The following is a 23,352-nucleotide window of genomic DNA, read 5'->3' as shown; positions in this document are numbered from 1 at the left end:
GGATCGAGCCGGCGAATCTCCGATTCGACTCGCGCACCGGGACGGCCATCTCGCACCGGACCGCCCCGTAGGCCCGCCCGCCGACCCCTTCAGTTGGGCGCGCGGACTAGGTTCTCCAGTTCAGAGAGGTCGTCTCCGGCGTCCAACCGCCGCACGTTCCCGGCGACGATGTCGGCGAGGCGGGCCCAGTGCTCCGGGCTGTGCCCGGCGTTGTGCGGGGTGATGTTCACGTTCTCGAACCGCCACAGCGGGTGGTCGTGCGGGAGCGGTTCGGGGTCCGTGACGTCGAGCCCCGCGCCGGCGATGGCGTTTTTCCGGAGCGCCTCGAGGAGCGCGTCGGTGTCCACGATCGGTCCCCGTCCAACATTGATGAGGTACGCGTTCGGCGGGAGCGTCTCGAACTCCTCGGCCCCGATGAGGCCCCGCGTCGTCTCCGACAGCGGCGACGCGACGACGAGGAAGTCGGTATCGGCCAGCGCGTCGTGGATCTCGTCCTCGTCGAACCCGACGACTTCGTCGGTCGGCCCGCCCTTCTCCGGCGTGTAGCGGACGCCGACGGTGTCCACGCCGAACGCCGAGACGCGCTCCGCGACGGCTTTGCCGATCGCGCCGAGACCGACGATGGTGACGGTGCTTCCGTGCAGTTCGCCCGCCTGGAAGTGCCGCCACTCGCGGCGCTTCTGCCGCCGTCTGGCCTCGTCGAGGCGCCGAGCGTGCTGCAACGCGTAGCCGAGCACCTGCTCCGCGATGTTGGGGGCGTGGATCCCCGACGCGTTCGTGACGGCGACGCCGCGCTCCGACAGCGCGTCGAGCGGCAGGTGGTCGTACCCTGCCGCGACACCGGCGAACAGTTCGAGGTTCGACGCGCCGTCTAACAGGTCCGGGTCGAGGTCGGTCGAAGTGATCACCCTCGCGTCGTCGGCGAGGGCTCGCTCCTCTCGAGGCGTTCGTGCCACCTCGATCTCGTGGTCCGGGAGTCGGTCCCGCAGCTCGGCCGCGTAATCGGCGGCCGGCATCCCGTGCGTTCCGCCGCGCAGTATCAGGACGTCGATGGCGCTCATGCGTCGTGAATCGGTGGTGAACGCGGACGCACAAATTCCTTTCCGTCGTCGCGATCCGGCGGTGTCCGCCGCGTTCGCCGTCCAACGTCCGTCCCCCAGTCAGTTGCGGTTGAGCGGACGACGACCGCGGTGACGCCAGCCCAGCGGGCGACTTTCGTAATCGATGTGGTAACGCACGTCGTCCAACTATAATGGATGTCCCTGAGCGTCAGTGATCCCGTTGGCGACGTCCGCTACCCCGAAAATTAATTGCGCCGGGTGACGGACCCGGGAATATGGCCGATAGCTTGAGCGGAAAGAGCGCGTTCGTCGCCGGAGCGAGCCGCGGGATCGGGCGCGCCATCGCGGAGGAGTACGCCGACCGAGGGGCGGACCTCGCGGTCGCGGCCCGATCGGTGAGCGAACTGGAGGACCTCGCCGCGTCGGTGCCGACCGAGTGCGTTCCGGTCGAGTGCGACCTCCGCGACGGGGAGTCCGTCGAGCGCGCCGTGGCGACCGCGACCGACGCGCTCGGGGCCGTGGACGTCGTCGTCAACAGCGCCGGGACGATCAGCCGGGGGCGCCTCCACGAGGCCGACGACGAGGACCTGGCGTTCGTCCTGGACGTGAACCTCCTCGGCGCGCTTCGGGTCAGCAAACACGCCCTGCCGTCGCTGATGGAGACGGAAGGCAGCCTCATCCACGTGTCGTCTGAAGCGGGGTCCGTCGGCGTCCCGGATCTTCCAGCGTACTGCGCCAGCAAAGGGGGCCTCGACGCTCTGGTCAGACAGTTGGCCGTCGACTACGGTTCCGACGGCGTCTCGGTGACCGCGATAGCGCCGGGGACGACGAAGACGTCGATGAACGAGGCGGTCAGGGAGCGCGACCCCTCGTGGGTGAGCGAACGAGCGGAGGAGATCCCGTACGGCCGACTCGGGAAACCGGAGGACGTCAGCGACCTCGCGGCGTTTCTCGCGCGCGACCAATCGGAGTACCTGACCGGGGAGGTCATCCACCTCGACGGCGGCTCGACGGCGTGATCACAGCCCGGCCGAACGCCGGGGCACGCGGGCTTCAGTAGTGCTTCGTCTTGAGTTCGATGACGTTCGCGGTGTTCTGTAGCGCCGGCACGAGGTCGTTCTCGATGCGGTCCGCGTCGAGGTCGTGTTTCGGACCGGCCACAGAGATGGCCGCGGGGGGCGATTCGCCGTCACTCTCGATCGGGACCGCGACAGACTTGACGCCCTTGACGCGCTCCTCGTCCTCGACGGCGTACCCCTGAGAGCGGATCGTCTCGATCTCCGTCAACAGCTCGTCCCGGTCGACGATAGTGTACTCGGTCGCACGCGGGAGTCCGCGGCGGGAAACGATGTCCTCGATCTCCTCGTCGGTCTTCTGCGAGAGCATCGCTTTGCCGAGCGCGGTCCAGTGCATCCGCGTGTACTCGCCCGTCGGCGCGTTGTTGAAGATGGCGCCGGTGGGTTCCGTCCGGTACAGGATGACGCGGTACCCGTCCTCCTCGCGTCCGATGGTCGCCACCTCGCCGGTCGTCTGCGCCAGCTCGTCGACCTCGCTGCGCCCGACCTGATAGAGGCGCTTGTTGTGCCGGACTCGACCGCCGACGTTCAGGAACCGCAGGCCGAGCCGGTACTCGCCGTTCCGGTTGATCACGTACCCGGCGTCCTCGAGGGACTTCAGGTAGACGTGGGCGGTGCTCTTCGGGAGGTCCATGTGGTCGGCGAGCTCCCTGACGCCGCAGCCGTCGAGCTCGCCCACCTCCTCGACGATGTCGAAGGCGTTCTCGACCGCCTGGATCCGATTCGGTTCGTTCGACGCGTCCCCGGTCATGCGCGTAACAACTCGGTGCTTCGCATTATCAGTTTCTGATCGCGTCCAATATTAGTGGAAGGCCATCGCCGCATTCAGCAACGTTGTTGATCATCATTCGTGGGAGATAGGTCCGCAGCACCCTCTGCGACGATCGAGGCTCGAGAAAAGGCGGAAGTGACGGTGTAGGGAGCGAAGCGCTACTGCTCGGCCTGTTCGAGCAGGCCCCGCATGTATCCGATCGCGAAGAGTCGACCCTTCGTGTGATACCCCGGGTTGGAGTTGTCCTCGCCGGCCATCGTCGGAACGTGGTCCGGGCGCATGGGCACGTCGTCGTCGACGGCCTCGTCGTAGGCCCGCATCGCGGCGAGCATGTCGGTCGGCCCCTCGTCGTGCCAGGTCTCGACGAAGTCGTCGGCGTCTCCCTCCACGTCGCGGAAGTGGACGAAGTTGATCCGGTCGCCGAACCGACGGATCGTCTCGGGGACGTCGACGCCCATCGCTGCGAAGTTCCCCTGACAGAAGGTGACCCCGTTGTACTCGCTGTCGTAGGCGTCGAGCACGCGCTGGTACGCCTCCGGGCTGTTGATGATCCGGGGCACGCCGGCGAGAGACTCCCTCGGGGGGTCGTCCGGGTGGAGGCCGAGTTTGACGCCGGCTTCCTCCGCGACGGGCCCGACCTCTTGCAGGAAGTACTCCAGGGCGTCCCATATCTGCTCGCGGGACGCATCGACCACCTGTGGCGCGTCGCCGCGGTGCATCTTCGCGTCGGAGTACGCCGTGACCAGCGACCCGCCGCGGGACTCGACGTGGGACTCCGTCCGCGCCCAGCGGATGCCGACCATCCAGTCGTAGCAGACGACCGGGATGTCGAGGCGACCGCAGTTCCGGAGGAACTCCTTGAACGTCTCGATGTCCTCGTCGCGGCCCTCCAGTCCCAGTCTGACGCGGTCGGTCAGGGGGACGCTCCCCTCGAGGACGCTGAACTCGAGGCCGGCGTCCTCGTACCAGTTCTTCAGGTGTAACAGGTCGTGGTAGGTCCACGAGGACTTCCCGTCGCCTATCTCGAGCGGGTGGACGACGGCGTTCGTTACGCCCATCTGTTTGGCGAGCTGCCACCTCTCGTCCGGCTGCGGCGGTAGGACTAGCGCGAATTCGACCATGGCCGAACGAATTCCTACGACACTCAAATAACTTTCTCTTCGGGTAATCCCTCATCGCGGGAGTCGGACGCGACATCAGCGCGGCGCGACGGGGGGATACTCGTGATTTCGGCGTCCACGCCGGGACAAGACAGAAATACCGGCGGAAACGAACTCCGGTGTATCTCGAATGAGCGACCTGTTCGAAGGCGATACGGCTATCGTCACCGGAGCGTCGAGAGGTATCGGAAGCGGGATCGCGACCAAACTGGCCGACCACGGGGCGTCGGTCGTGGTCAACTATCGGTCCTCGGAGGAGAAAGCCGAGGCGGTGGTCGACGAGATCGAGGACGACGGCGGAACCGCCGTCGCCGTGCAGGCCGACGTGAGCGACTACGCGGACGTCGAGGCAATGGTGGACGCGACCGTCGATCGGTTCGGCTCGCTGGACGTCCTCGTGAACAACGCCGGCATGACGAAGATCGGCCCGGCCGCGGAGCTCGACGTCGAGGACTGGCGGCGGGTGATCGACGTCGATCTCACGGGCGTGTTCATCGGCAGTCAGATCGCGGGCCGCCGGATGCGGGAGCAGGCCGACGGCGGAGCCATCGTGAACGTCGCGTCGATGATGGGGACGATGGGATATCACCGTCGGGCACCGTACTGCGCGGCGAAGTCGGGCGTCATCAACCTCACGAAGACGCTCGCCGTCGAGTGGGCCGAGGACGACGTCCGGGTGAACGCACTCGCGCCGGGGTTCATCCAGACCGACATCACGGACCAGACGCAGGACGCCGCCGGGTACACCGACGACGACATCCGGCGACGGACGCCGATGGCCAGATACGGGACGGTCGAGGAGATGGCCAACTGCGTCTCCTTCCTGGCGCGTGGCGACACGTTCGTCACCGGTGAGGTGCTCCGTGCCGACGGCGGCTGGACGTCCGACGCGTGGCGGTACCACGAGGGTCGCGCGTAGTCGGCGAGGGTCGGCATTCAGGGGGCGCGAACTGACCGGTCTCGGTGGGGAGAATTACCCCAACGAAAACATTTTTATAACTAAGCGCGAATCACTGTGATGAACCATGTCAGATAGAGGGCTGGCAGTCAGTAGACGGTCGCTTATCAAAGGTATCGGCGCAGGCGCGGTCGCGGCAACCGCGGGTTGTTCGGACCTGACCGGCGGCGGCGGGGGCGGCGACGGCGTCGACATGACGATCGCGAGCACCTTCGAGCCGGGACACATCCTCGTCCAGGCTGCCGAGAACTTCAAGGAACAGGTCGAATCGGAGTCCGACGGCGACATCTCGGTCGAGATCAGTCCCGGCGGCTCCTACGGTTCGGAGGACGAGATCGGCGAGCTGGTCAGTCAGGGCGGCGTCGAGGCCCACTCCGCGGGGAGCTTCCCGTACTTCCAGTTCGCGTCGGAGTACTGGTTCTTCGGCTGTCCGTTCGTCCTCTCGGGCTACGACCAGCTCCTGTCGGTGCTCGAAAGCGACGAGATGCAGGAGGCACACGACACGCTCGCCGAGAACGGGAACCAGCGCCCGATCGGCCAGCAGATCTACCGCGGGGCTCGTCACTTCACCTCTAACTCCCCGGTGCAGTCCCCCGCCGACGTGGAGGGGCTCAACCTGCGCCTCCCGGAGCTCGACCCGTGGGTCCAGATCTGGGAGTCGGTCGGCGCGTCGCCGACGCCGGTCGCGCTGGACGAGCTGTACAGCGCGCTCGAACAGGGAACCGCCGACGCCTCCGAGGGTGGCGCGGAGCAGATCAGCTCCTTCAACCTCCACGAGGTCCAGAGCCACCTGAGCCTCACGGGCCACCTGATCGCGAACGGCAACATCTACATCAACGAGTCGTTCTACCAGAGCCTCGACGAGACCCACCAGGACCTGATCATGGAGGCCGGACAGGAAGCGACCCAGTCCGCCTCTGAAACGTCGCAGAGCCGCGAGGAGGAGCTCATCAACGAACTAGGCGAGCAGGGCATGGAGATCGTCGAGGACGTCGACACCGAAGCGTTCCAGGAACAGGCCGCCCCCGCCGTGGAGCAGCTGTTCGAGGAGACGTGGGCCTTCGACTGGGAAACCGTCCGGAACATGTGAGCGGAGACGGGCGTACAGTAAAGTATCTCAAACCACCACCGTTTCATTGACAATGGAAATCGACCAATCACTCGACCTGAAGCGCGATCACGTTTTCGACAAGCTCGTACTGTACGGTGCAACGGCGCTGTTCGGGTTGACGATCGTCCTGACGACGCTTCAGGTCTTCATCCGCTGGTTGGACCTGCCGACGTTCGGCTTCCTTCACTGGACCGAACCAGCGGCCCGTTTCGTCCTCATCGTCGCGACGTACGTCGGCGCCGCCGTCGCCGTTCGGAACAACGAACACATCGCGATCCAGTTCCTGTTAGAGCGCCTCACCCGGTGGAAGCCGCGAGTCGGTGTGACCGTCCAGCTTCTGGGCAAGGTCGTCGCCATCGGGTTCCTGGCGATCGCCTTCTGGGGAACTACCCTCAGAGCGATCGACGACTGGACGACGTCGATAGGAGGGATCGATATCGTCACCTCCGGGCATCTTTATCTCGGCATCGCCGTCGGCGTCGGGCTAATGTTGCTTTACGCCGTCGTCGACATCGTCGAACTGGTCCGAGGACACGTGACGGCCGGAACGAGCGACACCACCGAGGGCGGCTTCGAGGAGGGGATCCCGGATGAGTGAGCTGCTCCTCATCGGCACTCTCTTCCTCGGGACGCTGCTGGTCCTGTACGCCGTCGGCGTCCCGGTCGGGATGGCGATGGGCGCGACCTGCGTCATCGTGATGGTGTCGCCGTTCGGCAGGGGGCTCAACATCGGCGTCATCGCGCAGCAGCTGCTCTACGGACTGAACAGCTTCACGCTGCTTGCGATCCCGTTCTACCTCCTCCTCGGGCGGTTGATGAACAGGATCGGGATGACCCAGCGGATCTTCAGCCTCGCCAACTCCATGGTCGGGCAGTTCCGCGGGGGGATCGCCCACGTCAACATCGTGGCGAGCATGATCTTCTCCGGCATGTCGGGACTGGCCGTCGCGGACGCGGCGGGTCTCGGCCGCGTCGAGTACACCGCGATGCGCGACCAGGGGTACGAGAAGGACATTTCGCTCGGTGTCACGGGGTCGTCGGCCATCATCGGGCCGATCATCCCGCCGAGCGTCCCGATCATCATCTACGCCGTGCTGGCCGAGGAGTCGATCGGGCAGCTGTTCCTCGGGGGCATCCTCCCCGGGGTCCTCATCGGGCTGTTCCTGATGGCGCTCGTGTTCTTCTTCGTCTACCGGCGGGGGTACGAGACCGACGACCACTTCGACCTCGCGAACTTCTGGAAGAGCTTGAAGGAGGCGGTGTTCCCGCTCTTCGCGCCGATCCTCATCATCGGCGGGATCCTGACGGGGACGTTCACCGCGACCGAGGCCGGCGCGATAGCCGTCGTCTACACTATCCTCCTGGGGATGTTCGTGTACAACGAGCTAACCCTCAGGGGGCTGTTCGAGGAGCTGCAGTACGGGATGGTCGAGACGTTCTCGCTGACGTTCATCGTCGGCGTCGCGTCGCTGTACGGTCTCGTCGCGCTCCAGCTGCGGCTCCCCATCCTGATGGCCGAGTCGATCACGAACTTCTCCGGCGACCCGACCGTCGTCATCCTGCTCCTGGTCGGGATCCTGCTCGTCGTCGGGACGTTCATGGAGACGATCGCGGCGATCACCATCCTCGTCCCGATCTTCATGCCGATTCTGGACATCACGGGGATCGACCCGCTCCACTTCGGCATCGTGATGATCCTGACGCTGATGCTCGGCCTTCTCACGCCGCCGTTCGGCGTCATCCTGTTCGTCCTCGAGAAGGTGACCGACGCGAGCTTAGAGGAGGCGATGAAGGCGGTGTTGCCGTACTACGTCCCGATCCTCCTGGTGCTGCTGCTCACGATCTTCATCCCGGAGATCGTCACCTACCCGGCGACCGAACTGATCGGGATCTGACGCGGCCGCCGACTCCGTTTTTTTCGCCGTTTCGACCGCAGGCATCAGTCGCCGGCATCGCTCGCCCGTCCACGGCGAGAATGGATCCGTATCCGAAAGTCGGCCAGTCCGGTCGATCCGCGCAGGCCCGGTGACCGAACGAATCGGCGGGGTCAGGGCGGACGAAAGCGTTTTTTCGGTGGAAGCTGAGCACCGAGTATGGAGACTTTCGAAGGGTATCCGCGGGACTCCGGACCGGCCGGCGTCCGCAACTACGTCGCCGTGGTACCGACGTCGGTCGCGGCGTCGGCCGTCGCGGAGGCCGTGGCCGACCGCTCGGCGGAGAACGTCCGATCGACGCCCCACCAGATGGGGATCGATCCGCCCGACGCGGCCCGCGACCAGATCGAACGAACGCTCTCGGGTGTCGGTCGGAACCCCAACGTGGGGGCGGCGCTCGTCGTCGGTCTCGGCCCCGAACGTATCGCGGCCGACGACGTCGCTGACGAGATAGCGGACGCCGGCCGCGACGTCGAAGTGCTCTCGATCCGCGAGGCCGGCGGCACGGCCGCGGCGGTCGAGGCGGGAGTCGAACTCGCTCAGGATCTCTGGAGCGGGATCGCGGACGCGACCCGGGAGGAGCGGGACGCGAGCGAACTCGTCTTCGGCGTCGAGTGCGGCGGGTCGGACGCGACGAGCGGGATCGCGGCGAACCCGGCGGTCGGGGCGGCCTGCGACCGGCTCGTCCGGGACGGCGGCACCGCGACCTTCTCCGAGACGCCCGAGTTCATCGGCGCGGAGCACATCCTCGCCGACCGGTGCGCCGACGGCGAGGTGCGCGAGCGGCTCCTCGACCGCGTCGAGCGCCGGGAGTCGACCGCCCGGCTGATGGGGGTCGACCTCCGCGGCGCGCAGCCGAGCCCCGGGAACCAGGAGGGCGGATTGACGACCATCGAGGAGAAGAGCCTCGGCGCCATCTCGAAGGGCGGGACGACCCCGATCCGCGGTATCGTGAACTACGCCGAATCCCTGCCGACCGGCAGCGGGTTGGTGCTGATGGACACCCCGGGCTACGACATCGAGAGCGTCGTGGGGAAGGTCGCGGGCGGAGCGCAGGTCGTCGCGTTCACCACCGGGCGCGGGTCGACGACCGGGAACCCGCTCGCGCCGGTGATCAAGGTGACCGGGAACCCGAAGACCGCGGACCGGCTGGCGTCGAACATGGACGTGGACGCGAGCACCGTCATCGACGGCGAGCCGATCGACTCGGTCGGCGACCGTATCTACGAGCGGCTGCTGTCCGTCGCGAGCGGGGAGCGGACGGCCGCGGAACGGCGGCGCCTGGAGGAGTTCGCGATCAACGAGCTCCAGCCGAACGAATTGGCCGAACTGCGAGGGGGAGCATGAAGGGGGAAGTCCTCGGCGAAGCCGGTCTGCACATGGCGGCGGCGGACAACGTCGTCACGGCCATCGACGACCTGGACGCCGGCGCGAAGATCCCCTGGGACGACGGGACGGTCGAACTCGACGAGCCGGTCCCCTTCGGTCACAAGGTCGCCCTGGAGCCGATCGAGCCGGGCGACGAGGTCGTGAAGTACGGGGAGACGATCGGGGAGGCGGTCGAGCCGATCCGGCCCGGCGAATGGGTGCACACGCACAACTGCGAGAGCACGCGCGGCCGGGGCGACCGCGACGCCGACGCGGGGGAGGTGGCCTGATGTCGACGCCGACCGCCGACGTCGACGCGGTCCGGGCCGGCCGGGGATCGTTCGCGGGCTTCCGGCGGGACGACGACCGGCTCGGCGTCCGGAACCGCGTTCTGGTCGCCCCGTCGGTCATCTGCTCGCACATCGTCGCCGAGCGGATCGCCGAGGCGGACGATCGCGCCGTCTGCGTCCCCCACGACCACGGCTGCGGCCAGATCGGGGCCGACCACGAGCAGACCGAACGCACCCTGCGGAACCTCGCGCGCAACCCCAACGTCGCCGGGGCGACCGTCGTCGGGCTCGGCTGCGAGCACCTCCAGAGCGAGCCGTTCGCCGAGCGGATCGCCGCTGACGGCGTCCCCGTCCGCGAGACCGCGATCCAGGACGCCGGCGGGACGGAGGCCTGCGTCGAGGAGGGGTCCGCCGCTGCCGCGGAGCTGGCGAGAACCGCCGCGACCACTGACCGGACGGAGGCGGCGCTCGGTGATCTCACCGTCGGGGTCGTGAGCTCCGACCTCGACCGGTCGACCCGCGACGTGGCGGACCCGCTCGTAGGGGAGACGGTCGACGCCCTGCTCGACGCGGGCGCCCGCGTCGTCGTCGCCGGGACCGAGCGGCTCGCCCCGCACTCGGCGGCGGCCGCGGACCGCGCCGCGACGGACGGCGTCGCCGAGGCGATCGGCGAGGCCTGCGAGCGCGACGCCGGCCGCCCCGGGAACGCGCGACGGGTCGTCCGCGAGGCAGCGAACGCGGAGTTCGAGTCCGTCGTCGGGACGTGGGGCAGCGCCCCCGTCGACGAGTTCGTCCCCTACGGCGGCCGCGCGACCATCGACCGCGGACTGGCGCTCGTCGACGCCCCGTCGCGCTTCGAGGAGGCCGCCACGGCGCTCGCGGCGGCCGGCGCGTCCGTCGTCGTCCACGTCACGGCGGACGGGATCCCGACCGGTCATCCGGTCGTTCCGGTCCTCAAGGTTACCGGCGACGGGACGACGGCCGAGGCGCTCGCCGCTGACGTCGACGTCGACGCCCGGGAGGCGAGTCCAGCCGACGTTCTCGACGACCTCGTCCGGGTCGCGGACGGCGGCCGGACCGCCGCGGAGGAGCACGGCCTGACGAAGTTCGCGATAAGCCGGGTCGGGCCGTCGCTGTGACGGTCCTCGGGCGGGCGGCCCGGAAGAAAGAATAAAGACCGCCATGGCCGTACCGACTCCCGATGACGCCCTACCGAGCCGATAGCCGACAGACCGGCCCACATAGCGCGACTCGACCGGGCCGGCCCGACGCACCGACTATCCGACCGTCCTCGACGGAGGCGGCGGCATGAAGGCGGCCGAACTCGTCGAGGCGCAGACGTTCGAGACGCGGACCCGGGAGCGACCCACCCCCGGGCCGTCGGAAGTACTCGTCGAGGTGAGCGACGTGGGGATCTGCGGGTCGGACGTGCACTGGTACCAGCACGGGCGGATGGGCGACCGGGTAGTCGACGAGCCGCTCGTTCTCGGGCACGAGAGCGCGGGCCGGGTCGTCGACGCGGGAGGCGACGTCGAAGACGTGGCCGTCGGCGACCGCGTGGCAGTCGAACCCGGCGTCCCCTGCGGCCGGTGCGAGCACTGCCGGCGCGGCGCGTACAACCTGTGTCCCGAGGTGTCGTTCATGGCGACGCCGGGCACCGACGGCGCGTTCCGGGAGTACGTTGCGTGGCCGGCGGACTTCGTGCACGCGCTCCCGCCGTCCGTCTCGACGCGCGAGGGGGCGCTGTGCGAGCCGATCAGCGTCGGCATACAGGCAGTGCGGCGGGCCGACATCGACGCGGGCGACACCGTACTCGTCACGGGCGCCGGACCGATCGGAACGCTCGCGATGGACGTCGCGAGGGCGGCGGGCGCCGCGAACCTGGCCGTCGCGGACGTCGTGGACTCGAAGCTCGAGCGGGCCGCCGACCGCGGGGCGGATCTGACCATAGACACCGGCGAGGAAGATATCGCGGCGTCGGTCCGCGACGAGTTCGGGCACGGGGTCGACGCGGCGATCGAGGCGACCGGCGTGCCTCCGGCCATCGAGGCGACGCTCGACGCGCCGCGACCGGGCGGCACCGCGGTCCTCGTCGGGCTCGCTCCCGACGAGACGGTCCCCGTGGATACGTTCGAGATCGTCCGCCGGCAGGTCGACGTGCGCGGGAGCTACCGGTTCGCGAACACGTACCCGGCGGCCCTCTCCATGCTCGCCGCTGACACCGTCGACGCTGAGGGGACGATCGACTTCGAGATGCCGCTCGACCGCATCGCGGAGGCGTTCGAGCGCGCCCGGGAGCCGGGCGTGATCAAAGGCGTGATCGCGATGGGGTGACCCCGTAATCGGGCGTTCGGGGCAGGGGAGTGCGCCGGGGGAACATTTATATCCGAACGAGTACCGCCTTACGACATGGTCATCGTTGCAGCGATTAGCGGCTCCGAGGGAACGAGCGACGTCGCCGCGCGAGGAGACGAGCTGGCGCAGGCGTTCGACGACGAACTCCACCTCGTCCACGTCATCGAGGAGTCCGAGTACACGCGACTCGTCGAGAAACAGTCCAGCACGCGGGAGACCGACACGGGGTCGGTAGAGGACAACGCCGCCGCCGCCGCGGCGGACGGGCTCGACGAGGTCATTACGAGCGACTACTCGGTCGTTGGGAGGGTAGGGAATCCCGGTAAGAAGGTCGTGGAGTACGTGAACGAGGTCGATGCCCGATACCTCGTCGTCGGGGGTCGGGCGCGCTCCCCCGTCGGGAAGGCGCTGTTCGGGAGCGTCACCCAGTCGATCCTCCTGAACGCCGAGCGGCCAGTCGTCACGGTCACGTCGCCGGAGTAGCGTCCCACACCGGAGGACACGATGCCGCGCGACAGCCTCCTCACCGGAGCGAAAACACTGCAAGACTTATCTTGCCACGCTTCATGAAACGTCGTATGGAAACGGGCACGATACAGGAATTCCAGCAGTCGCTTTCGAGTTTGGACACGGCGTCGACCGTCGTCTCCGCGGATGAGTTCGAGGCGGGGATCGCCGACGTGATCGAGACGCCGGCGGTCGGGGCGGAGCTCCCGTTCGACGACCTCTCGCTGTCGGAGACACCGGTGACGCTCGACCCGTCGCCCGCGCAACTCCGCGGGGCGACGACGGGCGTGACGGGGTCCCGGATGGGGATCACCTCGCTGGGGACGGTCGCCGTCGAGTCGAGGGAGGAGGGCGACGAGTTCGTCGCGCTCTACCCGGAGCGCCACGTCGCCGTCGTCAGGGAGCGCGACCTCGAAGCGGACCTCTCGGACGCCTTCGGCTGGCTCCGGAACGAGTTCGAGGCGGGCCGGCAGTCGTTCATCCTCGCGACGGGCCCGAGTTCGACGGGCGACATGGGCGCGCTCGTGCAGGGGGTCCACGGCCCGGAACACGTCCACATCGTTATCGTCAGAGACAATGAGTGAATCAACGAAACTGGATGCCGACCGCATCCGCACGCTGCTCGAGACGGAGAGTGCCGAGATAAAGGAGAACACGCGCCTGTTCAACGCCGAACGGTACGACGCGGTCGAGGCCGTCGGGGCGGAGGCCCACGAGGGGTACCGCGACCGGGCGCGGGAGATCAAGGAGGACGCGATCGAACGGCTTCCGGAGCTCATTCATCAGACCCGATCAGCCGTCGAGGCCAACGGCGGGACGGTGTACGTCGCGGACGACGCCGCCGACGCGAACCGGTACGTCTCGGAGGTGCTCGACGACGAGGGCGCCGACAGCGTGGTGAAGTCGAAGTCGATGACGACCGAGGAGATCGACCTGAACGAGGCGCTGGAGGCCAACGACGTCGACGTCTGGGAGACCGACCTCGGGGAGTTCGTCATCCAGGTCGCGGAGGAGGCGCCGTCGCACATCGTCGGTCCCTCGCTCCACAAGTCCCGCGAGGAGATAACGGAGCTGTTCGAGCGGGAGTTCGACCCGGACGAGTCGCTCGACTCCGCGCAGAAGCTGACCGCGTTCGCGAGGGAGTACCTCGGCGAGCGGATCGACGACGCCGACGTCGGCATCACGGGCGCGAACTTCGTCATGGCCGAGAGCGGCTCCATCGCGCTGGTGACCAACGAGGGCAACGCGCGCAAGTGCGCGTCGATCCCCGACACCCACGTCGCGGTCGCCGGCATCGAGAAGATAATCCCCTCTGTCGCCGAGCTGGAGCCGTTCGCGGAGCTCATCTCGCGGTCGGCGACCGGACAGGACATCCCGCAGTACCTGTCGCTGCTCACGCCGCCAGTCGACACGCCGACGATCGACTTCGACCGGGAAGACGAGCCGGCCTTTGGGGGTGGCGACGCCGAACGGGACTTCCACCTCGTACTCATCGACAACGGACGGCGGGCGATGCGGCAGGACGACGAGCTCCGCGAGACGCTGTACTGCATCCGGTGTGGCGCCTGCGCGAACTCCTGTGCGAACTTCCAGTCGGTCGGCGGCCACGCCTTCGGCGGCGAAACGTACACCGGCGGCATCGCCACCGGCTGGGAGGCCGGGATCGAGGGCCTCGACGTGGCAGAGGAGTTCAACGACCTCTGTACCGGCTGCTCGCGGTGCGTCAACGCCTGTCCGGTGAAGATCGACATCCCGTGGATCAACACGGTCGTCCGGGACCGCATCAACCGCGGGAAGGACCCCGGGTTCGACGACCTCCTCGTCGACGGGCTGGTCCCAGACGAGGAGGAGAGCGGGACGCCGCTGCGCAAGCGGTTCTTCGGGAACTTCGAAACCGTCGCGAAGCTGGGCAGCGCGACGGCCCCCGTCTCGAACGCGGTGGCCGGCACCGGCGCGGCGAGGACGGCGATGGAGTCGGTCCTCGGGATCGACGCCCGGCGGGACCTGCCCGAGTTCGAGCGGACCACGCTGCGCGACTGGGCGCAGGCCCGCGACACTGCCGTCGAGGACCCGATGCGACGCGTCGCGCTGTACCCGGACCTGTACACGAACTACGTGCAGACAGAGCGGGGGAAAGCCGCCGTCCGCGTGCTGGAGGCGCTCGGTTGCGAGGTCGTCGTCCCCGACGCCGGCGGGTCGGGCCGCGCGCCGCTGTCGCAGGGGATGATCGCGACGGCCGAGGAGAAAGCGGAAGGTGTGGCGGAGTCGCTCCTGCCGTACCTCGACGCGGGATACGACGTGGTCGTCGTCGAGCCCAGCGACCTCGCGATGTTCCAGCGGGAGTACGAGAAGCTGCTCCCCGCGGAGACCCACGAACGGATCGCCGAGGGGAGTTACGAGGTCATGGAGTTCGTCTACGGGCTGTTGGAGAACGGTGCTGAGCTTGATGCCCTGCCGGGCGGCGAAGGGGACGGCGTCGCCTACCACAGCCACTGCCAGCAGCGCACGCTCGGGCTGGAGGAGTATACGAAGATAGTCCTCGAGCGGCTAGGGTACGACGTGCTCACCTCGGACGTCGAGTGCTGCGGGATGGCCGGGAGCTTCGGCTACAAGAGCGAGTACTACGACCTGAGCGTGGACGTCGGGCAGTCGCTCGTCGACCAGTTCGAGCCAGCCGCCGACGAGCGGACAGTCGTCGCCAGCGGCACGTCGTGCATGGAGCAGCTCGACTCGCTGCTGGCCCCCGGAACGCGCCACCCGGTCGAACTCCTCGACCCCGTGAGGCGGTGACGGCCACCCCTCTCGCGGCCGGGTATCACGGGTAAACTGATTTATACCCGGGGTCCGATCCCCGAACGAGAGATGAGCGACACAGCAACGAGCGCCGGGACCGTCCGGTCCGTCGACACCGAACTCTACCGAGTACCCAACGAGCAGGCTCTGGAGGACGCTACTCAGTCGTTCGACACCCTCGAAATCGTCGCCGTCGTCGCGGAGTCCGACGACGGTCACCGGGGGCTCGGGTTCACGTACACCATCGGCCGCGGCGGAGCGGCGGTCAAGCGGTTTCTCGACGACGAGATCGTTCCGTTGCTGGACGGACTGCCGGTCGCGCCGCGGTCTGTCCGGTCGACCCTGCGCGGGGAGACGACGTTCATCGGCCGGGAAGGGATAAGCGAGTTCGCAGTCGCGGCGGTCGACATCGCGATGTGGGACCTGCTCGGCAAGCGCGCCGGTCTGCCGCTGTGCGAGCTGCTCGGTGGGACGAGGGAGCCGGTGACGATGTACGAGACCGACGGCGGATGGCTCCAGTACGACGCCGACCAGCTGGTCGAGAACGCGGAGTCGATCGCCGACGAGGGGTTCGCCGGCATGAAGATGAAGGTCGGCTCGTCCATCGAGCGCGACGCCGAGCGCGTCCGCGCCGTTCGCGACGCGCTCCCGGCGGATCTGGACCTGATGCTCGACGCCAACTGCTCGTACACGGTGCCCGAAGCCCGGGCGTTCGCCAACCGCATCGACGACGTTCCCATCACGTGGCTCGAAGAGCCTCTGCTCAAGGGCGACTACGCGTCGTACGCCGACCTTCGACAGCGCGTCGACGTACCCATCGCCACGGGCGAGAACTTCTACAACGAGACGCAGTTCGGGCAGGTGATCGACGGGAACGCCGTCGACTACCTCCAGCCCGACGTCTGTCGCGTCGGCGGGATAACCCCGTGGATGACCGTCGCGGAGCAGGCGTCCGCGGCCGGTCTCGCCGTGTCACCCCACTACATCGAGCCGATCCACGCCCACCTCGCCTGCGCGTCCGACGCCGTCCCCTACATCGAGCACCACTCGACGGTGCTGGACGAACTCCTCCAAGATCCGGTCGGAGTGGACGACGGAGAGATCGTGCCGCCCGACCGTCCGGGACACGGCGTCTCCTTCGCCGACGCGGACGAGTACAGGGTCGAGTGAGGCCGTCGGTTCGTTTCTTCTTCGTGCGTGGGCACAAACGGCTCAGGAACTAGCGGGTAACCGAGAGGCCCGTACTCAGTGATCCGGCGATCGTTTCGCGGTACCACCTCGAAATTCGGTTCAGTATCATTGGACGGCCGAAGAAGGAACAGAAGCTATGTTTCGGCCCCTGTCTTTACATCCATATTTCTGTAATACGATGGCGGTGTCGCCATCTCACTGAAAAGATAGTGATTGATGCGCGAGATCGAATCACAATCCAGGCCGCATCTGGGAGAAGCAACGTTCAAAATAGGTGGACGACTGGAATAACGGTTTTCGTTCGTCGGACCGCGTCGCGAGCGACGGAGCGAACGCTCGTCCGCGAGAGGTGGCGAGAACGAAGAGCGCGGCGTATCCGAGGCTACAGCGACTGGAGGATCCAGAGGGTAACGAGCCCGCCGGCGATCGTCGCCAGAACGCTTTCGACCTTCCATGCGACGGCGATCGCGACGCCGCCGGCGATCAGTCGCTCGTTCCCCGGCGTCAGCGCGACCGCCCCGTCGGCGTACGCCAGCGATGGTGCGACCAAGGCCGCAAGCACCGCCGGGGGAACGTACCCCAGCGCGGCCGAGGCGCGCTCGGGTAACTCGTCGATCCGCCCGAACACGGCCAGAAACGATAGGCGGAGGAGGTACGTGCAGAGACCGGCGGCGACGAGGACGGCCCACAGCGTGACGGGGGCGATGTCGGTCACTCTACCGCCCCCGCGACGACGCCGGTCGCGACGCCGGCGACGGCACCGACGATCAGTCCCAGATTGTACGGCAGTCCGGCGCCCGCCACGGCGGCGATCGACGCAGCAGCGGCGGCGATCACCGACGGCCGATCCGACAGGTTCGGGACGAGCAGGGCGATGAACGTCAGCGGAACCGCGAAGTCCAGGGAGAGGCCGTCCGGGATCCCCGCTCCCAGGACGACGCCGATCCACGTTCCAGCTACCCACACGACCCAGAGGGGGAGACCTGCGCCGAGGAAGTACCAGACGCGGCTGGTCCCCTCCTCGCCCTCGAAGCGCGTGACGGACACCGCGTACACCTGGTCGGTGAGGAAGTACGCGAGGGTCAGCCGTTCTCGTCCTGATACGGATCGTAAATACGGCGCGATAGAGGCGCTGTACATCACCAAGCGGAGGTTGATCGCCGCGACGGTACCGACGATCACCAGAGCGTGGGCGTTCTGTTCGATCAGTTCGATCGCGGCGAGCTGCGACGCCCCGGCGAAGACGAACACGGACATCGCGACGGCCTGGATCCCGGTCATCCCGGCTTCGACCGCGGCGACCCCGGCTATCAGCGCGAACGGCAGGATCCCGAGCAGTATCGGCCCGACGTCCGCAGCGCCCGCTACGAAGGAGCGTCGGCGTTCCCGTTCCATGCCTCCGATCCGTCGGTTCGGGTTAAATGCTTACTGGAGTAGCGCGTCACCGGCGGACCGCGAAGACCGGCCGGGCGAGAAAAGACCCAGACCGCGACGGCCTACGGGGCCGTGAACTCGTTTCGCAGAACGCCGACGCCCTCGACCTCCACCTCTACCGTGTCGCCGTCGGACAGGGGACCGACGCCGGCGGGAGTTCCCGTCGAGATGACGTCGCCCGGTTCGAGCGTCATGTACGAAGTGATCTCGGCGATCAGTTCCTCGACCGAGAAGATGAACTCCTCCCGGCTTGACTCCTGACGGAGTTCGCCGTTGACGCGCAGTTCGACGCTGGCGTCGTCGGGCACCTCGTCCGGCGTCGCGACAACTGGGCCGGTCGGCGCGGCGTTGTCGAACGCTTTCCCCCGGACCCAGTTCTGCTCCACCCGCTGGTCGTCGCGGTTGGAGACGTCGTTGAGACAGGTGAACCCGTCGACGACCGACATCGCCTCGTCCTCGGACACGTTTCGGCACTGTTGCCCGATGACGACGCCGAGTTCGGCCTCGTACTCGACCGTCTCCTTCCCGGCCGGCAGGGGGATCTCGTCCCGATGGCCGGACACCGCGTTCGGCGGCTTCAGGAACAGCATCGGGCGGTCGGGGAGTTCCATCCCCTCCTCCTCCGCGTGGTCGGCGTAGTTGAGGCCGACACAGACGATCTTGCTCGGCTCCGTCGGTGGGAGCACGTCGACCGACTCGGGGTCGTACGTTCGCTCGCCGAACTCGATGCCGTCGTCGGACCAGACACCGTTCCGAACGCTACCTGCTGCATCGCGGAATCTAACTCGTCGCATACGTGTCCGATCCCGACCGACCGTCAAAAGTATTCGGATGGTGGCGACTTCCCCGGGTCGCGGGGCGCGCGAGTCGAACACCGAAACGGCATCCCTCCTCGAGCAGTTCCCGTATCCATCGACCGGGCGACGTTGGGTAGTGCCGACCGACGTTTCGGGACCGCGACGACCTCTAATCGGTGGCGGATCGGCGGAGACACAACCGTTATAATGCGCGCCGCAAGAGAGGTAGACGTTCACAATGAGCTACCGAGCTGGGATCGTCGGTACCGGCGGGATCGCCGGTATGGGGATCCTCGGAATGCACGACGAGGAAGCGATCGGCGAGGAGAAGATCCGGGCAAGCCACGCGGGCGGCTACGACGACGCGACAGATGTCGAACTCGTCGCCGTCGCCGACGTCGACCGGGAGAACCTCCGGAAGTTCGGCGAGGCCTGGGAGATACCGTCCGACCGGCGCTACGTCGGGCACGAGGCGATGCTGGCCGAGGAGGACCTCGACGTCGTCTCCGTCTGCACGCCCTCGTACCTCCACCGCGACCACGTCGTCGACGCGGCGCGCTCCGCCGCCGACCCCGACGTCATCTGGTGCGAGAAGCCGATCGCCTCTTCGGTCTCCGACGCCGAGGAGATGATCGAGGCGTGCGACGACGCCGGCGCGGAACTCGTCGTCAACCACTCGTTCAGGTTCACGGACAAGCTACGGCGCCTCCACGAACTGGTCCGCGACGACGACCTGCTCGGCGAGGTTCACTCCGTGTCGACGCAGTTCCGAATGGAACTGCTCCGGAACTCGACGCACCTCCTCGACACGCTGGTCTACCTCCTCGACGCGCGCGCTGACCGCGTCTCCGGCTACGTCTCGGGCGAGAACGAGGCGGTCGACTCGCTGGACGCCGCCGACGAGGTCGACGACTCGGCGGGCGGCGGGTACGTGCTGATGGACGACGGGACGTTCGCGACGATCGACTGCACGATACCGCGGGCGTCGTCGTCGATGTCGCTCTCGTTCGTCGGCAGCGAGGGGAAACTGTACATGAACAACGACGACGGCGAGTGGCGCTACTGGTCGCTGGAGGACGGCGAGCACGTCGAGCAGCCGATCCCCGGCATCGAGGACGCGTGGATGTGGGAAGACGACTACGAGGGGTCGTTCGCGAACGCGGCGAGCCACGTCGTCGACCTCCTGAACGGCGACGCGACGAACCACTCGCCCGGACGTGCGGCGGCGCGCTCCCTGGAGATCATCGTCGGCTTCTACGTCTCGCACTACACGGGCGGCGACGTGTCGATACCGCTCGATCGCCCGCTACGCGACGTTACGATCACCTCTTGGTGACCCGAACAGGTCTATCGCGAGGGTTTCGGTTGATGTCGGACTCGGGAAGACCCCTTTGCCGAATTTCGCTTGTCGGGACCGCGGTTTGGCTAACCCAAAACATAATATAATTTAGTATTATATTTCGGTTATAAATATATAGAACTACACGAGCCCCCCGAATTCATCTTCGTTTTCAAATAAACCGGATAGAGCCCAGTGAGGGTGGTTGTGTGCTATTTTGGGGCGGGGTGGGTTATATTCTATAATTCTTTCTAGTAACACCCGATACCGTTCTAGAGTGTCTTGCAGAGCCGTTACTCGCAACAATTTCTGTTAACGTCGTTGACAATGCGGGGCGCTACCTCCCGCGGCAGCTATGTCTAAAATTTATAGTACTTAGTCATAGCTACCAGGATTTCTACTAGAATTTCGCGCTTCGGAGAACAGCGTCGCCAGCATTAGGGTTACACTGGGCAGTAACACTGGCTGGTTATAACAGATTAACAACTGGGGACTGCTACAACGTTCAATCCCGACCAGCCCCAACGGGAGACGAACTGGACTCAGACGAACTCGCCGGGCAGCGCCTCGAACTCGGTGCGGTGCTCGTCCGAACAGAACTCGTACCGGACACCGTGGTGCTCAGAGTCGATCCGTTCGGCGGGGTGGACGGAACCGCCGCAGACGGCGCACCCAGTCATGCGTACTCCGAGAGCGTTTCGTGAGCGCGTCTCGCGGCGGCGTCCGGTTCGTCGGGGTAGGTGTACAGTTCCACGGTGGCGAAACCGTCGTACCCGACCGCGGCGAGCGCGTCGAAGACGGCGGGGAAGTCGAGGTCCCCGTCGCCCGGGACGAGGTGGTAGTGCTTGCCCCCGCGGCCGCCGGGAATGTCCTCGACGTGGAGGCCGGTGATGTGCCGGGCGGAGCGGCGGATCGTCTCGGCGAGGTTCTCCCCATCGACTGCGGCGTGTCCCAGGTCCAGGTTGATCCCCAGCGAGGAGCGCCCGAGGTCGTCGATCAGGTCGAGCGCCTCGTCGGTACAGCCGACGAGCAACCCCGGTTCGAACTCGATCCCCACGTCGACGCCCCTCGGTTCGGCGTAGTCGAGGATCTCGCGGAGCGACTCGCGGAGGTACTCGTGCGCCTCCGCCGGCGGGGTCCCGGGAAGGGGGCGACCGGTCGCGACGCTGACGGCCGGCGAGTCGACGCGCTCGGCGAGGTCGATCGCGCGTTTCGTGTACTCGACGCGCCACCGTCGGTCCTCCTCGTCGGCCGTGACGATGCTCGGGTCGAAGAAGGCCGAGGGCGGCGCGTCGTCGTAGTACCCCATCGCCGTGTTGGCGTTGACGTTGGACACGGCGATCCCCGTCTCGTCGAGCGCGTCGACGAGGGCACGTCGGTCCTCCGTCTCGAACGAGGGAAAGTAGGCGTGGGGCGCGTCGCAGAGCAGTTCGACGCCGTCGTACCCGTACGCAGCGACCCGTCTGACCGCCTCGTCGAGGTCGTACTCGGTGTAGGCGTTCGTCGAGAACGCCAGATCTACGCTCGAAGACATAATTAACCGGACGGGTCTGCGACCCGACAGGGGTAAAATATACGCCGCCTACGGTTCGAAGGAGCCGTTCAGAAGCGGACCGACTACGACCCCCGCAAACACCCCGTGAGAGAGGTACAGGATGACGTAGGCGTTCTCTACTCAGCCTCGCCGGGCCGAGCGCAGGTGCGGCGACCGGACCCGACGCAAGTATTTAGTCAGTGGCAGATGGGCAAGGAGTATGGCCGACCAGTTGGCCGACGCGCAGCGAGATATCGCCACGTCGCCGACGCCGGCTGCGGAGTTCGTCGAGCTCTCGCGAGGGCGGCAACGAGAGGTCTTCTTTCAGTTACCCGAATCGGTTCGGGAGTCGCTCGTCGCGGACATGGATCGGGAGGAGCTCCTGAACTTCGTTCGTCGGCTCGACCCGGACGAGGTAGCCGACGCGCTCGTGCTGGCGGACGAGACCACGCGGGACGAGGTGTTACAGCGGCTCGACGAGGACCGCCAGGAGAAAGTGGAGTTTCTCCTCCAGTTCAGTCCCGAGAGCGCGGCCGGGCTGATGCACTTGGACTACGTCACCGTCGGCGTCGACCGGAGCGTGGAGGAGGTCGCGCGGCGCGTGCAGCGTCACGAGGACCGGACCGACAGGTTTCCGACCATCTTCGTCACCGAGGGAGACGACCTCCTGGGCGAACTGCCCGGACAGACGCTGGCGCTGACTGACGAGGGGCAGATCGACCTCCGCGAACACGTCCACGAGACCCCGACGGTCGCGTACGACAGCGCCGACACGGACGTCGTCGACGTGTTCCGGGAGAACCCGGAGAGCTCCGTCGCGGTGCTGGACGGCGACGGCAGCATCCTCGGCGTCATCTACGCCGAGGACCTCCTCCGGGTCATCGAGGAGGAAGCCGGCGAGACGCTGTACGAGTTCACGGGCGTGCAGGAGGAAGAGAGCGTCCTCGACGGGCCGCTCTCGAAGGTTCGAAACCGGTACAAGTGGCTCATCATCAATCTCGGGACGGCGTTTCTCGCCGCGGGGGCGGTCGGTTTCTTCGAGGACACCATCGCGGCGTTCACGCTGCTCGCGGTGTACATGCCGGTTGTCGCCGGGATGGGCGGGAACGCGGGCACCCAGTCGATGGCCGTCACGGTTCGCGGGCTGGCGTTCGGCCAAATATCACTGTCGACCGGCGGCCGCGCCGTGATAAACGAGGTGATCGCCGGCGCCGCCAACGGGGCCATCACCGGCGTGCTCGTCGCGATCATCGCCTCGGTGTTCAACCGGAGTCCGCTTCTGGGGCTCGTTCTCGGGGTGTCGATGGTGTTGAGCCTCATCATCGCCGGCTTCTTCGGAACGGCCATCCCCCTCATCCTGGACAAGATCGGGAAGGACCCGGCTACCTCGGCGACGATCTTCATCACGACCGCAACGGACGTTCTCGGATTCTTCATCTTCCTCGGACTGGCGCAGTCAGTCCTCTGATCGCGGCGGCGTTTCACGGGACGCGCGGGTCTGGCAGAGTGGTAGTTCGCCGTCTCGACGCCGGTTTCGACACGAGAAGAGCGCGAAGCGACCGGCTCACGGGCGATGCGGTATCACTGTAAGACGGTGCCCGTCGAAGCCGTGCGATCCTAGCACGGCGTCAGAGCACCGAGAGACATTCGGTCGTGAAGTGACTTAAACAGT

23 protein-coding genes are annotated in these 23,352 nt (G+C 67.0%); 15 read left to right on the top strand and 8 right to left on the bottom strand.

All coding sequences use genetic code 11. From position 1 onward, the window contains the following. Positions 1 to 89: 89 nt before the first annotated feature. A complete protein-coding gene (locus tag D8670_RS18705; protein WP_121819627.1) occupies positions 90 to 1,061 on the bottom strand; it encodes a D-2-hydroxyacid dehydrogenase in 972 nt (323 codons plus the stop codon). 275 nt (positions 1,062 to 1,336) lie between these two features. Here D8670_RS18705 and D8670_RS18700 point away from each other — a divergent pair, with 275 nt between their 5' ends. After that, a complete protein-coding gene (locus D8670_RS18700; RefSeq protein WP_121819626.1) occupies positions 1,337 to 2,080 on the top strand; it encodes an SDR family NAD(P)-dependent oxidoreductase in 744 nt (247 codons plus the stop codon). 34 nt (positions 2,081 to 2,114) lie between these two features. Here the strand turns inward: D8670_RS18700 and D8670_RS18695 are convergent, their stop codons facing one another. Together D8670_RS18695 and D8670_RS18690 are read right to left on the bottom strand one after the other, a co-directional pair. Then, complete coding sequence (locus tag D8670_RS18695) at positions 2,115 to 2,888, bottom strand: IclR family transcriptional regulator (protein ID WP_121819625.1); 774 nt, start codon at positions 2,886 to 2,888, stop codon at positions 2,115 to 2,117. A 179-nt stretch (positions 2,889 to 3,067) separates the two neighbouring features. Then, entirely contained in the window at positions 3,068 to 3,967 is a 900-nt protein-coding gene (locus tag D8670_RS18690) for a mannonate dehydratase (protein WP_375137287.1), read from the bottom strand. Between the two features lie 232 nt (positions 3,968 to 4,199). On the opposite strand from D8670_RS18690, the gene D8670_RS18685 reads away from it, so the two are divergent. The 12 genes from D8670_RS18685 (at position 4,200) to D8670_RS18630 (ending at position 16,555) form a co-directional block, all read left to right on the top strand. Further along, the gene (locus tag D8670_RS18685) at positions 4,200 to 4,988 is read left to right on the top strand and encodes an SDR family NAD(P)-dependent oxidoreductase (protein WP_121819623.1); all 789 of its coding nucleotides are present in this window, start codon (positions 4,200 to 4,202) and stop codon (positions 4,986 to 4,988) included. 232 nt (positions 4,989 to 5,220) lie between these two features. Beyond that, a complete protein-coding gene (locus tag D8670_RS18680; RefSeq protein WP_121819720.1) occupies positions 5,221 to 6,117 on the top strand; it encodes a TRAP transporter substrate-binding protein in 897 nt (298 codons plus the stop codon). A 52-nt stretch (positions 6,118 to 6,169) separates the two neighbouring features. Beyond that, a complete protein-coding gene (locus D8670_RS18675; RefSeq protein WP_121819622.1) occupies positions 6,170 to 6,736 on the top strand; it encodes a TRAP transporter small permease in 567 nt (188 codons plus the stop codon). Then, complete coding sequence (locus D8670_RS18670) at positions 6,729 to 8,033, top strand: TRAP transporter large permease (protein WP_121819621.1); 1,305 nt, start codon at positions 6,729 to 6,731, stop codon at positions 8,031 to 8,033. Before D8670_RS18675 ends, D8670_RS18670 begins: the two co-directional genes overlap by 8 nt. A 198-nt stretch (positions 8,034 to 8,231) precedes the next feature. Beyond that, on the top strand, positions 8,232 to 9,419 hold the full coding sequence (locus tag D8670_RS18665; RefSeq protein ID WP_121819620.1) for a UxaA family hydrolase: 1,188 nt from the start codon (positions 8,232 to 8,234) through the stop codon (positions 9,417 to 9,419). Continuing rightward, positions 9,416 to 9,730, top strand: a complete 315-nt coding sequence (locus D8670_RS18660; RefSeq protein ID WP_121819619.1) for a UxaA family hydrolase — start codon at positions 9,416 to 9,418, stop codon at positions 9,728 to 9,730. The genes D8670_RS18665 and D8670_RS18660 overlap by 4 nt, the downstream gene beginning before the upstream one ends. Continuing rightward, complete coding sequence (locus D8670_RS18655) at positions 9,730 to 10,869, top strand: UxaA family hydrolase (protein WP_121819618.1); 1,140 nt, start codon at positions 9,730 to 9,732, stop codon at positions 10,867 to 10,869. The genes D8670_RS18660 and D8670_RS18655 overlap by 1 nt, the downstream gene beginning before the upstream one ends. Positions 10,870 to 11,038: 169 nt before the next feature. After that, entirely contained in the window at positions 11,039 to 12,064 is a 1,026-nt protein-coding gene (locus D8670_RS18650) for an NAD(P)-dependent alcohol dehydrogenase (protein ID WP_121819617.1), read from the top strand. A gap of 75 nt (positions 12,065 to 12,139) precedes the next feature. Continuing rightward, the gene (locus D8670_RS18645) at positions 12,140 to 12,568 is read left to right on the top strand and encodes a universal stress protein (protein WP_121819616.1); all 429 of its coding nucleotides are present in this window, start codon (positions 12,140 to 12,142) and stop codon (positions 12,566 to 12,568) included. Between the two features lie 95 nt (positions 12,569 to 12,663). Next, the gene (locus D8670_RS18640; protein WP_121819615.1) at positions 12,664 to 13,176 is read left to right on the top strand and encodes an LUD domain-containing protein; all 513 of its coding nucleotides are present in this window, start codon (positions 12,664 to 12,666) and stop codon (positions 13,174 to 13,176) included. Then, positions 13,169 to 15,382 (top strand): LUD domain-containing protein, encoded by a 2,214-nt coding sequence (locus tag D8670_RS18635; protein ID WP_121819614.1) that lies wholly within the window; start codon positions 13,169 to 13,171, stop codon positions 15,380 to 15,382. Before D8670_RS18640 ends, D8670_RS18635 begins: the two co-directional genes overlap by 8 nt. A 72-nt stretch (positions 15,383 to 15,454) precedes the next feature. Continuing rightward, positions 15,455 to 16,555 (top strand): mandelate racemase/muconate lactonizing enzyme family protein, encoded by a 1,101-nt coding sequence (locus D8670_RS18630; protein WP_121819613.1) that lies wholly within the window; start codon positions 15,455 to 15,457, stop codon positions 16,553 to 16,555. A gap of 403 nt (positions 16,556 to 16,958) precedes the next feature. Here D8670_RS18630 and D8670_RS18625 read toward each other — a convergent pair whose 3' ends face one another. The 3 genes from D8670_RS18625 to D8670_RS18615 form a co-directional block, all read right to left on the bottom strand. Further along, positions 16,959 to 17,291: an AzlD domain-containing protein gene (locus D8670_RS18625; protein WP_121819612.1), complete on the bottom strand. Its 333-nt coding sequence runs from the start codon at positions 17,289 to 17,291 to the stop codon at positions 16,959 to 16,961. Then, the gene (locus D8670_RS18620) at positions 17,288 to 17,971 is read right to left on the bottom strand and encodes an AzlC family ABC transporter permease (protein ID WP_121819611.1); all 684 of its coding nucleotides are present in this window, start codon (positions 17,969 to 17,971) and stop codon (positions 17,288 to 17,290) included. Before D8670_RS18620 ends, D8670_RS18625 begins: the two co-directional genes overlap by 4 nt. Positions 17,972 to 18,072: 101 nt before the next feature. Continuing rightward, positions 18,073 to 18,804, bottom strand: a complete 732-nt coding sequence (locus D8670_RS18615; RefSeq protein ID WP_121819610.1) for a fumarylacetoacetate hydrolase family protein — start codon at positions 18,802 to 18,804, stop codon at positions 18,073 to 18,075. Between the two features lie 241 nt (positions 18,805 to 19,045). Here D8670_RS18615 and D8670_RS18610 point away from each other — a divergent pair, with 241 nt between their 5' ends. Further along, entirely contained in the window at positions 19,046 to 20,143 is a 1,098-nt protein-coding gene (locus D8670_RS18610) for a Gfo/Idh/MocA family protein (protein ID WP_121819609.1), read from the top strand. Between the two features lie 545 nt (positions 20,144 to 20,688). On the opposite strand, the gene D8670_RS18605 is transcribed toward D8670_RS18610, so the two are convergent. Both D8670_RS18605 and D8670_RS18600 read right to left on the bottom strand, forming a co-directional pair. Then, positions 20,689 to 20,826, bottom strand: coding sequence for a TRASH domain-containing protein (locus tag D8670_RS18605; protein WP_121819608.1), 138 nt, complete (start codon positions 20,824 to 20,826; stop codon positions 20,689 to 20,691). Continuing rightward, positions 20,823 to 21,680 carry a sugar phosphate isomerase/epimerase family protein gene (locus D8670_RS18600; RefSeq protein ID WP_121819607.1) on the bottom strand — a complete coding sequence of 286 codons (858 nt, stop codon included), beginning with the start codon at positions 21,678 to 21,680 and terminating at the stop codon, positions 20,823 to 20,825. Before D8670_RS18600 ends, D8670_RS18605 begins: the two co-directional genes overlap by 4 nt. A gap of 220 nt (positions 21,681 to 21,900) precedes the next feature. On the opposite strand from D8670_RS18600, the gene D8670_RS18595 reads away from it, so the two are divergent. Then, complete coding sequence (locus tag D8670_RS18595; RefSeq protein ID WP_121819606.1) at positions 21,901 to 23,148, top strand: magnesium transporter; 1,248 nt, start codon at positions 21,901 to 21,903, stop codon at positions 23,146 to 23,148. Positions 23,149 to 23,352: the final 204 nt, after the last annotated feature.

The sequence above is a fragment of the Halostella limicola genome, from assembly GCF_003675875.1.
Lineage (GTDB): Archaea > Halobacteriota > Halobacteria > Halobacteriales > Natronoarchaeaceae > Halostella > Halostella limicola.
Note: the sequence above shows the minus strand (reverse complement) of the source record. Positions and strands in the feature narration are given on the sequence as shown.

Excerpts from the sequence above, each read along its gene's own strand:
- D8670_RS18705 (WP_121819627.1), bottom strand. The coding sequence starts at position 1,061 with ATGAGCGCCATCGACGTCCTGATACTGCGCGGCGGAACGCACGGGATG.
- D8670_RS18700 (WP_121819626.1), top strand. The coding sequence starts at position 1,337 with ATGGCCGATAGCTTGAGCGGAAAGAGCGCGTTCGTCGCCGGAGCGAGC.
- D8670_RS18695 (WP_121819625.1), bottom strand. The coding sequence starts at position 2,888 with ATGACCGGGGACGCGTCGAACGAACCGAATCGGATCCAGGCGGTCGAG.
- D8670_RS18690 (WP_375137287.1), bottom strand. The coding sequence starts at position 3,967 with ATGGGCGTAACGAACGCCGTCGTCCACCCGCTCGAGATAGGCGACGGG.
- D8670_RS18685 (WP_121819623.1), top strand. The coding sequence starts at position 4,200 with ATGAGCGACCTGTTCGAAGGCGATACGGCTATCGTCACCGGAGCGTCG.
- D8670_RS18680 (WP_121819720.1), top strand. The coding sequence starts at position 5,221 with ATGACGATCGCGAGCACCTTCGAGCCGGGACACATCCTCGTCCAGGCT.
- D8670_RS18675 (WP_121819622.1), top strand. The coding sequence starts at position 6,170 with ATGGAAATCGACCAATCACTCGACCTGAAGCGCGATCACGTTTTCGAC.
- D8670_RS18670 (WP_121819621.1), top strand. The coding sequence starts at position 6,729 with ATGAGTGAGCTGCTCCTCATCGGCACTCTCTTCCTCGGGACGCTGCTG.
- D8670_RS18665 (WP_121819620.1), top strand. The coding sequence starts at position 8,232 with ATGGAGACTTTCGAAGGGTATCCGCGGGACTCCGGACCGGCCGGCGTC.
- D8670_RS18660 (WP_121819619.1), top strand. The coding sequence starts at position 9,416 with ATGAAGGGGGAAGTCCTCGGCGAAGCCGGTCTGCACATGGCGGCGGCG.
- D8670_RS18655 (WP_121819618.1), top strand. The coding sequence starts at position 9,730 with ATGTCGACGCCGACCGCCGACGTCGACGCGGTCCGGGCCGGCCGGGGA.
- D8670_RS18650 (WP_121819617.1), top strand. The coding sequence starts at position 11,039 with ATGAAGGCGGCCGAACTCGTCGAGGCGCAGACGTTCGAGACGCGGACC.
- D8670_RS18645 (WP_121819616.1), top strand. The coding sequence starts at position 12,140 with ATGGTCATCGTTGCAGCGATTAGCGGCTCCGAGGGAACGAGCGACGTC.
- D8670_RS18640 (WP_121819615.1), top strand. The coding sequence starts at position 12,664 with ATGGAAACGGGCACGATACAGGAATTCCAGCAGTCGCTTTCGAGTTTG.
- D8670_RS18635 (WP_121819614.1), top strand. The coding sequence starts at position 13,169 with ATGAGTGAATCAACGAAACTGGATGCCGACCGCATCCGCACGCTGCTC.
- D8670_RS18630 (WP_121819613.1), top strand. The coding sequence starts at position 15,455 with ATGAGCGACACAGCAACGAGCGCCGGGACCGTCCGGTCCGTCGACACC.
- D8670_RS18620 (WP_121819611.1), bottom strand. The coding sequence starts at position 17,971 with ATGGAACGGGAACGCCGACGCTCCTTCGTAGCGGGCGCTGCGGACGTC.
- D8670_RS18615 (WP_121819610.1), bottom strand. The coding sequence starts at position 18,804 with ATGCGACGAGTTAGATTCCGCGATGCAGCAGGTAGCGTTCGGAACGGT.
- D8670_RS18610 (WP_121819609.1), top strand. The coding sequence starts at position 19,046 with ATGAGCTACCGAGCTGGGATCGTCGGTACCGGCGGGATCGCCGGTATG.
- D8670_RS18605 (WP_121819608.1), bottom strand. The coding sequence starts at position 20,826 with ATGACTGGGTGCGCCGTCTGCGGCGGTTCCGTCCACCCCGCCGAACGG.
- D8670_RS18600 (WP_121819607.1), bottom strand. The coding sequence starts at position 21,680 with ATGTCTTCGAGCGTAGATCTGGCGTTCTCGACGAACGCCTACACCGAG.
- D8670_RS18595 (WP_121819606.1), top strand. The coding sequence starts at position 21,901 with ATGGCCGACCAGTTGGCCGACGCGCAGCGAGATATCGCCACGTCGCCG.